The following is an 11,529-nucleotide window of genomic DNA, read 5'->3' as shown; positions in this document are numbered from 1 at the left end:
CTAAGTCATTGACGATACCTTGTCAATGCTCAATAGCAATGGTTTCCCGTCTTAGTTCGTTTAATAGAGCTCCCGGGTGAAGACGATGGGGTTGCGGTAGGTACCGAAGATCGCGCGTGCCTTGGGCCCGGTCAAGTTTGTACCGTCCCACTTAAAGCGGAGATAGGCCGGCGTTGCGTCGTCCACACCGCTTGAGATGGTACTGAGGTCAACATAACCGATTAGGCCAGGGCCGACGTTGGCATTTGCACCGGTTAACCGAAGACTGAAAGTCGACTTGCTCCCTCCCTCTTCGATCTGCGCTGTCCCGGAAGTCACCGTCCCACTTGAATTCGTGAGACGCGCAACGACGTTCCCGCTTGTCAGCTTGTTACGCGCAGATGTGGCGGAATAGCCTAAAGTCGGCACCGGAACAAGCGTGCATGAATCGTCCGCGCTTGTCTGCCATCCTGCAGCCGTTGTCAGGCTGCTCTTGGTCGACTGGAAAAACTGCGTCCGATAAGTGATGCGCAACGGCAGTCGCTCCGATCCATAAGCGTTCTCCATTCGCAAACGACCATAGCGCACCGTCGTGGAAACGCCGGTCAGCTCCACCCTTTCCGGGGTACCGTTATTGTCCGCATCAAAATTCGTGACTGTCCCGGAAGGCTTGTTCATTGTTACGCTGTCCGCGTCCGTGGGCCAGATCCCGAAGTTCAGCGTGTAGGGCCCGTCCAATTGGCTTGCCCGGTCGAGCTGGAGGTATCCCGCAAAGGTGCCACTGCCTGCCGTCCAGGTGACCGTCGGGTTGCCGTTCGCCGTCGTATTGACAGCCAACCTGCTTGCGCTGGCCGGCACTTCCTGAATCCCGCTGCACGCGGCATTGGCCGTCGCGCCGTTTTTCATCTCAAAGACTGTGTTGCTTGTACCGGAGCGGAAAAGAACTGCCCTGCAGTCGGCAATGCCAGCAATGTTTACCCCGAGAGCGCCGACGCCGAGACTGTCAGCGGCGTCCTTCGCAACCCAGTTCGACGCGCCAAGCCGTGCAAAGTCCCCAGTGTAGTTCGATGTAGGATTGCCGACGGCATTCATTGCCTTGAGGGTGAACGTCAGTTTGAACGCTTCATCCATATAGCTCCATGCGGGGCGGCTGGCAGGGGTGGTGCATGCACTGCTGTCACTGTAGCGGTTCTCAATCTTCGAACCGCTCGCCAATTCGAAATAACTCGGCGTGAACCGGCCCACAACATCGCTGGTCGTCGTCCATTTGTCGTCTTTGTCGAATACGATGAGCGGCACATTCACTCCGCTCTCGCCCAGGAAATTCTCGACGGCGATACTGCTCGTATTGGATGCACCTTCCAGCTTGAAGCTGCCGACTTCCGTGTAGTACACATCCGTCAAGGTCCTCGTTCCCGCGGCAAGAGGAATCGTCAGACTAGTGGACGGCTCTTGTTCCGTATTGCCCGCCACAGTGCTCCGTAGATAGCCGGTCGTACCACCCGATGGAGTATTCAGGCTTGCCTTCACGATCGCCGACGAAGCGAAACCGCTTGTGCTACCCGCTGCGCTGAACTGGCTGTAGGCGTACGGCGTAGCGTTCCCCTTCGCGGACGTATTCAGACTGCCGTTGGCATTGATGACGCCGCCGATGGTCGACGCATACTTCCATGCATCGAACTTCATCGTTATTGCCGTGCCTGCTGCCGCGAACTTCGATCCGGTTGCCGTGGCCACTCCCGGGTTGAGCGTGGTCGGGGACGACGTGACTTTGATTCCGCTCGCGGTAATCGCAAGTGGCCGCACCGTTTGGTAAGAGGACGCACCTTGCGAATTGGGTACGGCGAGATTTACCTGGAACTGGCCGACATCCGAGGTGCACAGGTAAAAATCGGCCGTGGACGTTGTCGACGACGCGGTATTGAAGACGATCGACGTCGCATTCGACGTCGCCGGAGCGGCGGGGAGCAGCTGAATCAGGCCCGTACTGCAGCTCGACGACGTGGAGAGGTAGATCGATGACGACGAACCATGATTGGAGCTGGGCGTATACCACGCGCGCAAGGCACTACCAGTCGGCGCCGCACTGCCGCTGCACGAGGTCAGCGTTGCGCGCATCTGGTTGCTTCGCCCCGCGATGACGGTGACACCGGCAGGGATAATGCTGTCCACATTGTCGATGGTCAGCCGCGCGGAGCTGTAGGTGATTTCCGAAGGCGTTTGTCCTGCGGTCACGGCGGAATCTGGCGAGCTTCCGTCCGCAGTCACGGCGGAAATATAGATACTTTCCGATGTGGTGTCCGCGAGGTAGAGCTTGACCTGCCCCTGGTCGTTCTCGTGGAAAATATATTCATTCCCCGACAATATTCCGCTCGCCCCCGGCCCCAGGGACCATGTTCCGTTTCCTGATGATGTACTGAGAAACACTTTGCCGGTAAAGCTTGTCACCCGCGATCCGGTGCCGCTCAGTCCGCTCATGGCAGTGATGGTGACAAGTGGTGCTTTCGTTGCACTCGTCGCCGTATCGGCCGTACATGCCGAGTATTTGTCCGCAATGACCAGGAAGCTTTTCGTGGTGGCAGGCACGACTGTGACGGAGGCGGAGTCGGTCTGAACCGGATTGAAGTTCGACGACGTCGCGGTGTTGGTGTACACCGTACCGCTCTTGGCGGTGCTGGGAATCGTCGCCTCCACGACCAACGTTGCCGTGCTTCCGCTGGCGAGGTTGGGAATATTCCAGGTAATGGTGTTTCCGCTCAAGGTCGGCGTACCCGAGCCGGTCGACGCTGTAATGCCGGCTAGGGTAAATGTCAGCGCCGGCGGGGTGTAAGTCGGCTCGGTTGACGGAGGAGTGGCCGCTACGGTGTCGGTAACGGTAATGTTTGAAAGCGTTGTCGATCCCGCATTCTTCAATGTCAGCGTGAACTTCACCTTGCCACCGGCAGCGGCACCGGGAACGTTCACAGTCTTTGCGAGATTGAAGTTGTTCGTCGAGCAGTTGGTAAAGGTGGTGTTGTTTCCGCCAAGCAGAGACTCACCCCACAGACCGACGCGGCCATCCGTCTGCCGCGCGTATGCCTTGTTCGATGCCGATCCGCTCGCGGAAATCATGTTCGTCGTCGCCCATGCTGTCGTCCCGCCGTTTGACGAATAGTCCGCGCTCAGTCGGTTTGCCAGTGTCGGGCAACGCGACGCAAGGCCGCCATCGCCATTCACAATGGTCGCGTTGTCAGTATTAGTCCGCCAACCGGAATTGCTGACCAATTGGCCGCTGTTGTTCGCCTTGATATTGATCGCCATCGCGTCCACGACATCGCCATTGGCATCGAGCAGCTCAATGACCGCCGGCGAATTTCCCGAGAGCGTGTTCTGCGTAAATCCTTGGCGCAAGTACGTCTTGTTGCTCGCCGTGCATGCGGAGACGTTCGAGTTCCCATAGGTATAGGTGAACTCCTGCATCGCTGCGTTGCGCTGGTAATAACGGATCTTCCATCCCGGCCAGGCTGCGGGAAAAGATCCCCAGTCGGAATAGGTTTCGATGTAGTTGGTACTGGTACTGCCGTAGGTGTATTCGTTCAGGACGGCCTTGTCCATCCAGGGGGAGCAGCCTGCATACGTCTGGAAGGGGAAGAAACAGAGCAAACCAAGCAGGAGCGTCAGGACCTGTTGAACGCCCTTCGGGTGCGACCAGGAAAAGTGGATAGTTTTTTTCATGGCTCTTCTCGCTGTGCCGTACCGAATTCCGCTCGGTTCACATACATCGCACTAGTTGGATTTGCGTTGGGACAGGTCCCATTATTTGTTGGCTGGTTACAGGCATTCGCGGTAATGTGAACGATACGCTTTGCCTTGCCGGCCTCCAGAACCGGGATGTACGTGCAGCCAATCGTTACGGTGAAATTACCGACCGGGATTGACTCGACGATCGCGCTTCCCGAGACCTCGGTGCCTGCACATGTACCGCCCGGACAGTTGCACCAGCCAGTAGTTTGCTGCACATGATAGTGCCCCCGCTGGACGCCACTTTTCGCCGCCCACGAGGCACGCGCCCCTTCCACGTCAAGCGCTGACGTCGAGTGCTGCACGGTCACGAAGCTGAGCATGAATGCACCGAGCGCCGCAAGGGTCACCATCAGGAAAATGGCTGACACCAGTGCTACGCCGCGCTGGCGCACTATTCGGCACGACGCGTTTGTGTGGCTACGGGACATTGTTGATATGCGCTTCATGGTAGAGAGACACCGATTCTCCATTCGATAACAGGGTCAGCCTGATCGTCACCAGAGCGAGTCCCGGCAGGGTCATGTTCTCGGGCGGAGTGATCGCGCAACCGCTTACACGTGTAGCGAGCACCGATGTCTGGATTCCAGCGCCGCTAAAACTGGTCGGCTGGTTCGCCCCAATTGCATAACCGGTCACCCGCGTCAGAGTTCCGGTACCGGTCAATCTTCCGGCATTGTCCACCGTTGCAGGCGTACAGACGTAAGTCACCGGCGCACCGAACACCTGGAACCGCTGGTTGGGCGAAGCGAACGGAAATGGCCTCGTTGCTGCAATGCTAAGCGATCCACCTGTCGAGGTCGTGTTCACGGCGGTAATGGTCGCCGTATTATCGCCGCTGTATGCATCGGCTCCGGGCACACCAAGATTGAAAATGACGACACTCTGCCCGATCGCCGGCTGCACCGGCAAACCTCCCAATACGTCAAATTGTGTGACGGTCGTGCTGAAGTCGAGATTATGTTCAGCGCCAGTCGTGCACGCTGCCACGGTGGAACACTCTGCTCGATACATGCCGCCCGTGACCACGGGCAGGAATCCCAGAAAGATAGACGTACCGTCAGTCGCCACGCGCACGCTATTGGGCACCGAAAGACGAAGGTCCCGGCTGATCCTGCGCAGCGCCGTATCGGCGATATCCGTCATCTCGGCGCGCCGGGAAGCACTGTCGTAGCCCTCCATCGGCATGCGGATGAATACCGCGATCATTGCACCGACGATACCGAGGATAGAGATGACGATAATCGCCTCGACCATGGTAAAACCGCCGGTACGCAAGGAACGCATGTGCATGGATCGTTCAGGGAGCAAAATTGGGTGAATGACGGAAGCGGACCGCCGTCACGGGAATGCTCACATTGCCGCTGGTGACAGTCACCGTAATCCTGAGCGCCTCGGGTGCGGCAAGCCCGTAGTCTGTGCCCGCCTCCGCAATTGCCACAACCGCGTTATAACCGGCAAGCGCCGGAATGGCCGTACCAGTCAGATCGACGATACCGTTCATCACGAAGCCCGCATAATCGTTCACATTGTCAAACGGAGTCGTAGCGGAGTAACGGCTTTCACCGACCTCCGGCCCCATCGCCTCTGCGACCAAGCACTCCCCTGCGTTAGCGGCATCGGAGACTTTTTCGTCATCGGGATCGCAATACGTGAAGGACTGAAGGAATACTTCCTCCATCAATGACTCTGCGATATCCAGTGCCTGCTTGCGGATCATCGGGTCGGCGCTGCGTTGTGTCGACACATTCATGACGGAGAGCACGCCGACCACGCTGGCGCTGACCACGACAATGAAAATAATCAGCTCGACGAGAGTGACGCCGTGCTGTCTCAAGACCGAGACGCGGTCAGGACTGGACATAGCCTGTCTCCGCATTCACTGTCAGGACACGATCTGCCGTGTCGCCCTTAATCGTGATTGTTACGTTGGCCCCTAGCACGGCGTTATTCGTTGCGACTGGCTGGCCGAGCGCGTTGAAGTAGAAAATGGCCTGCGTCGAAGAGTATTCGATCCCGTTGGGCGCAGTGACGCAAAACCACGTGCTGTTACCGCCGCATGAAGCCGGTCCCGATCCCGCAGGATAGTTCACCGGAAGAGTACAGGCGACATCGAAGCAGATAGCGACGTCCGCTCCGTTTAAGCGGACGAATACCTTGCGCTGTTGTGCGACGGCAATCTTTTGCGCGTAGCGAACCATTGACGCCACCTGGTCCGAAAAGCCGCGGGCGTCGAAGGTCTGCTTCTTGAAAAATCGCGGCATCGCGGTCGCCGCAAGGATGCCTATAAGCACCACCGTGACGACCAGCTCCACCATGGTGAAGCCACGGTGAGAACTACGAATAGGCGATGTGTGAGGCATGAATGAATTGGGCAGCGTATAAACAAAAAAGGCCGGCATCATGGAAGCCGGCCTTTCCGATTGTTTATTACTGTTCGTTACCGGTTTCCGCCGTTACGAAGCTATCAATTTGCGCACTCTGTAGTATCCACTGTCACCGCGCCAGAAGATGCAGTGTAAGTAGCAACACATTTCTTGGTCGCACCTACACCATTTGGCCTGAATTCAACAGTAGCATCGGTATCTGCCGGTGCTTTAGGCGTAAGCTGCATACCGTCGGCTCCACCAGATAGCGCTTGCAGAATGCCGGGAGACGTCGGAATTCCGGTGCCTGCTGCCACGGTCACAGTACCACCCGCCATGGAAACACTCGTCGCAGACATGCTGCCGGCAGCAAAATATGCAGCTTGCGCGGTCGCCGAAGCAGAACGAAGTCCTCCTGCAATGCCGTTTACAGCAGCAACTCGCGCCTCTGTCGTCACATTAAAGAATCGCGGCAGCGCCGTCGCCGCAAGAACACCCAAAATCGCGATCACGATGATCAGTTCGACCATGGTGAAGCCGCCGGAAGATTTCATGGAGGGAACAGTCTTTTTCATCTTTGGTTTCCTAAACACTTCCTTCGTTTTCTTACGCCAGACTATCCAGCGAAGACACAACAGACACGCAGCAAAAGCAAACTTCCACTGCAACTTAATCACCTGCCAAGATTGTCTCCCACCATTCCCGTTGGAAACGTTGAGCTAAATCAAGCACGAACAATTATGCCCAGTCAGTTGAAACTTGCGTCAAAGAATTTAAAAAAATTCTTTGACGCAAGCTCTAAAATTTCCGATGAGAAATGTATGTTGCGACCGAGCAACGCTTCGTTATTTAATCCACACGGCCGGCTACCGCTTCATGTTGGAACTCAAATCCCAGATCGGCAGGAAAACGCCGAGCGCCAGAATCAAGACGAGGATGCCGAGGAAAACAATCAGGATCGGCTCGATCCGCGAGGCCAAGGTCTTGAGCTCGTAGTCCACCTCGTTTTCATACATTTGGGCGATCTCGTCCATCAAGTCGTCGAGCGCGCCAGTCTCCTCGCCTACCGAAATCATCTGGAGCACGATCGGTGTGAAAATCCCCATCGCCGTCGCTACCCGTAGCACCGATTCGCCGCGTTCCACACCTTCACGCATTTGCTCGATGCGCGATGATATGTAGGCGTTGTCGACGGTCTGAGCGACCACGGAAAGTGCTTGCACAACTGGCACGCCGCTCCGCGTGCCGAGCGCGAAACTGCGTGCGAAACGCGCCAGCGCGGCCTTCGTCAGAATCGTTCCGGCGAGGGGAATACGCAGCATCAACTTATGCCATCGATAACGACCGGAACGCGTGCCGGTGTACATCTTGAAAGCAATGCCGGCGGCAGCCGCGCCAACGACAATCCCCGGCCAGTACTTCACCGTGAAATTCGAGCTTGCAATCAGTACCCGGGTCATCAGGGGCAGCTCGGTGTTGAACGACGCATATACCTGCGCAAACGCCGGAATCACAAAGACGTTGATCACGCCAATCGCGATCACCATGGCCGCCAGGACAAAGCTCGGATACCGCAATGCAGTGCGCACACGGTTGCGCATCTCCCGGTCGAATTCCAGGTAGCCGAACAGCCGCAGGAAAACATCGTCGAGCCGACCCGTGACTTCGCCGATTCGGATCATGGCCTGATAGAACGGGGTGAAGACCTTGGGATTGCGCGCCATTGCTGCAGAAAGCTCGCGACCCGCGTCAAGCGATGTGCGCACATCCCGTATCACGCGTGCAAAGGAATGATTGGTTGCGGATTCCTGCAGCGATGCCAGCGCGCGCAGAATCGGCACACCGGCTTTCAGCAAGGTATGCATCTGCCGGCTGAATAACTGGACATCCTGCGACAAGACCTTGCGCTCGCTCAGCCGGCCAAGAATTCCCTTCTTGGCAAGGTCGCTTGGCGGTTTGGCAGGGACGATGTCAATCGGCGTCAGGCCGGTGTTCATCAGCAGGCTGGCGACGGCGACACTGTCGGGACTTTCGACCACGCCCTTCAGCAGCTCGCCGCGCACATTGCGTGCACGGTAGGCAAAGAATGTCTGGGTTCGGCGGACTTCGGCATTGTCGTCGGCGACCTTGTCCGTTTCTTCAATGTCGACCGGCGTCAGGCCGGTGCTGAACAGTTCGTCGGCAACGGCGCCGTCGTCCGCCCCTTCCATGATGCCCCGGACGAGGTCACCGCGACTGTTGCGGGCTTTATACGCATAATAGGGCACGGCGTTCTCCGGCTAGCGCGATTGCGGCAACAACAACATCATGCTGTGCTCTCCGTGAGTATCAGTCATCGGTCTGGTTGGCGACGCGCATGGCCTCGGCCACGGCAATCTTGCCCGAGATGACGAGTTCGACGGCATGCGTACGCAGCGTCTGGCCCTCCATTTGTGCCTGGGCGGTGCGAAGAAAGACCGTCGGGTCAGGATTGTTTGCGGCATCAGCGACCGCGTCGGTGATTTCGAGCATTTCATAGACACCTGTCCGTCCGCGATGCCCGGTGCCGTTGCAATGGCTGCATCCCCGTCCATGCATGTACCGATGCATGTCGACGTTGTCGCCGAGTTCCGACCTGAGCCACTCGCGCTCATTGGGCTTGAGTTCGTGGGTGTCGGCGCAGGTTTCGCAAATGAGCCGGACGAGGCGCTGCGCCAGCACGACCTGCAAGGCGCTTGCGACCATGTAGCGCGGGACGCCCATGTCCATCAGGCGTACCGGTGTGCTTGCTGCGTCGTTGGTATGCAGCGTTGACAACACGAGGTGGCCGGTGAGCGCAGCTCGCAAGCCAATCTGCGCGGTTTCCTGGTCGCGCATTTCGCCGACGAGCACGACGTCCGGATCCTGCCGCAGTGCGGCGCGCAGCACGCGCGCGAAGGTGAGTTCGATCTTTTCGTTGACCTGCACCTGATTGACGCCCTGGAGGCGGTATTCGACCGGATCCTCGACCGTAATCAGTTTGACCTCCGGCGAGTTCAGCTCTGCCAGGGCGCAGTAAAGGGTCGTGGTCTTGCCGCTACCCGTCGGACCGGTGACAAGAATCAGGCCGTCCGGTCGATGCACGTAGTTGCGGAACTTCTCAAGCATCTGCTGCGGCATGCCGATTGCGTCGAGCCTGAGTACGCTGTTGTTCTGGTTGAGCAGACGCATCACGACTGATTCGCCGTATTGCGTCGGCATCGTCGACATACGCACGTCTACCCGCTGCTGCCTGACCTTGATGGCGAAGCGGCCGTCCTGCGGCAGGCGCTTTTCCGAGATGTCCAGTTCCGCCATCAGCTTCAGTCGCAGAGCCAGCGACGGTGCGATCTTGATATCGGCTTCGGTCTGCAGGTGAAGCACCCCGTCGATACGAAAACGGATCTGCAGGCTGCCTTCCTGCGGTTCGATGTGGATGTCGGATGCCCTGACCTGCGTCGCGTCATCGAAGATGGACTGCAGCAGCTTGACCACGGGTGCCTCTTCCAGCGCCGGTGTCGTGCCCAGTCCGCCAAAATCGACGATGCTGTCGCCGAGATCCTGCTCCAGCTCGCGCGCCAGGTCGGTGATGGCGTCCGTCCGTCGATAAATGCGGTCGATCGACTGGACCAGTTCGCTCTCGTTGACGACCGCCAGCTCGATATTCGTCTTCAGGACCCGTGCGATTTCGTCATAGGCGAACAGGTCGGTGGGATCGGCCATGCCGATGACGAGGGAACTGCCGCGCTTCTCGAGGACGATCGCGCGGAAGCGGCGTGCCTGTGTTTCTGAAAGCAGCCGGCAGAGTTCGGGCAGCAGGTTGAAGAACTTGAGGTTGATGTACGGGATGTGGAGCTGCTTGGCCACGGCGCCCGAGATCTGCTCTTCTGTAACGAAGCCCTTCTCGATGAAAATCCGGCCGAGCTTGCGCCCGGTCCGCTTCTGCTCCGTCAGGGCAAACTGCAGGTTTTCCTCGGTCAGCAATTTTTGCTGAACCAGCAATTCCCCCAAACGGATTTTTTCAGGCCTCGTCATACGCTCTCCATACAGCAGTTGGAGCGTATTTTAGCCAGAATCGACTTTCTCCAGTGAATTGTTTTTATTGAGAAATTTGGCAAGTCATGGCTTTTCAGCCCTCCAGCGCTTGGCGGAAGTCATCAAGAAGATCGTCGGTGTCCTCGATGCCCACAGACACGCGAATCAGCGATTCGGCAATGCCCATGCTTGCACGGCGTTCCGCCCCCATCTCGTAAAAAATGGTGTGCGCAACCGGGATGACCAGCGTGCGCGTATCGCCCAGGTTGCTTGCAGGGATGCCAAGTTTGAGGCGGTTGAGATAGTCGAAGCAGTCGATGCCGTCTTTGAGTTCGAAGCTGAACAAACTGCCATACCCTCCGAACAATTCCGTCGCCAGCTTGTGCTGCGGATGCGACGGCAGGCCGGGGTAGTGGACGGCGGCAACGCGGTCGTCCGCTTCCAGCATGCGGGCCAGTGCGAGCGCATTGGTGCATTCCCGCTCCATGCGCAGCGCCATCGTTTCGGCGCCGACGGCGATGTGATGCGCCGCCTCGGGTCCGAGTGCGCCGCCAAAGTCGCGGAGGCTTTTTGCGCGGATCTGGGCCATGCCCCATTGTGCTGGGACGTAGCGCTTGTAGGTCTCGATAATGTTAGGGAATTTCGTCCAATCGAACAGGCCTGTATCGGTCAGGCTGCCGCCAAGCGCATTGCCATGGCCGCCAATCGATTTGGTGAGCGCGTTGACCACAAGGCTGGCGCCGACCATCTTCGGGCGGAACAGGTAGGGCGAAGTCATCGTGTTGTCGACGACGTAGAGGATGCCGCGGTCACGGCAAAGCTGGCCGATGCGCTTGAGGTCCGCAATCTGCGTGCGCGGGTTCGCGATGGTTTCGACGAAGACGAGACGCGTGTTTGCCGTAATGGCTGCTTCGACGTTTGCGACCTCGGTCGCATCTACCATCGATACATCGACCCCTTGGCCGCTCACCGTCTGCCATAGGCTGTTTGTGTTACCGAAAAGAAATGCAGATGACACAACGTGATCGCCTTCGCGCAGGAGGGCTTGTGCCACGGCGGCGATGGCGGCCATGCCCGTGGAGAAGCAAATGGTCGCCATGCCCTGCTCCATGCGGTTCACCTTTTCTTCGAGGGCGGACACGGTGGGATTGCCCTGGCGGCCGTAGCGGAAGCCGGGCTGCTTGCCCTGGAATACCTCGGCAAGCTGGCGTGCATCGCGATAGCCGAAAGTCACCGAGGTGTGGATCGGCTTGTGCAGCGAGCCGTGCTCGATCGGCTTCTGGCGGTCGCTGTGGAGGATGGTGGTGGTAAAACCGTATTTCTTCGTATCAGTCATGGCAAACAAAAACCCGTTCAGCAAGCGCTAGAACGG

At 58.1% G+C, this 11,529-nt stretch carries 9 protein-coding genes; all 9 read right to left on the bottom strand.

Translation table 11 applies throughout. The annotated features are described in order from the left end of the window. Positions 1–60: 60 nt before the first annotated feature. A complete protein-coding gene (locus ACNOHI_RS08240) occupies positions 61–3,693 on the bottom strand; it encodes a DUF6701 domain-containing protein (RefSeq protein ID WP_420474189.1) in 3,633 nt (1,210 codons plus the stop codon). Further along, on the bottom strand, positions 3,690–4,130 hold the full coding sequence (locus tag ACNOHI_RS08235; protein ID WP_420474188.1) for an agglutinin biogenesis protein MshP: 441 nt from the start codon (positions 4,128–4,130) through the stop codon (positions 3,690–3,692). Before ACNOHI_RS08235 ends, ACNOHI_RS08240 begins: the two co-directional genes overlap by 4 nt. Before the next feature lie 49 nt (positions 4,131–4,179). Then, a complete protein-coding gene (locus ACNOHI_RS08230; RefSeq protein ID WP_420474187.1) occupies positions 4,180–5,052 on the bottom strand; it encodes a type II secretion system protein in 873 nt (290 codons plus the stop codon). 7 nt (positions 5,053–5,059) lie between these two features. Then, a complete protein-coding gene (locus ACNOHI_RS08225) occupies positions 5,060–5,623 on the bottom strand; it encodes a type II secretion system protein (RefSeq protein ID WP_420474186.1) in 564 nt (187 codons plus the stop codon). Then, positions 5,610–6,164, bottom strand: a complete 555-nt coding sequence (locus ACNOHI_RS08220) for a pilus assembly FimT family protein (protein ID WP_420474185.1) — start codon at positions 6,162–6,164, stop codon at positions 5,610–5,612. Before ACNOHI_RS08220 ends, ACNOHI_RS08225 begins: the two co-directional genes overlap by 14 nt. A 62-nt stretch (positions 6,165–6,226) precedes the next feature. Beyond that, entirely contained in the window at positions 6,227–6,700 is a 474-nt protein-coding gene (locus tag ACNOHI_RS08215; RefSeq protein ID WP_420474184.1) for a type II secretion system protein, read from the bottom strand. Positions 6,701–6,991: 291 nt separating this feature from the next. Beyond that, the gene (locus ACNOHI_RS08210) at positions 6,992–8,392 is read right to left on the bottom strand and encodes a type II secretion system F family protein (RefSeq protein WP_420474183.1); all 1,401 of its coding nucleotides are present in this window, start codon (positions 8,390–8,392) and stop codon (positions 6,992–6,994) included. Between the two features lie 61 nt (positions 8,393–8,453). Then, on the bottom strand, positions 8,454–10,157 hold the full coding sequence (locus ACNOHI_RS08205; protein ID WP_420474182.1) for a GspE/PulE family protein: 1,704 nt from the start codon (positions 10,155–10,157) through the stop codon (positions 8,454–8,456). 94 nt (positions 10,158–10,251) lie between these two features. Then, positions 10,252–11,493 (bottom strand): cystathionine gamma-synthase family protein, encoded by a 1,242-nt coding sequence (locus tag ACNOHI_RS08200; RefSeq protein ID WP_420474181.1) that lies wholly within the window; start codon positions 11,491–11,493, stop codon positions 10,252–10,254. Positions 11,494–11,529: the final 36 nt, after the last annotated feature.

The organism is Noviherbaspirillum sp. ST9 (genome assembly GCF_048799745.1).
Lineage (GTDB): Bacteria > Pseudomonadota > Gammaproteobacteria > Burkholderiales > Burkholderiaceae_D > Noviherbaspirillum.
This window is presented reverse-complemented; position numbering and strand designations above follow the sequence as displayed.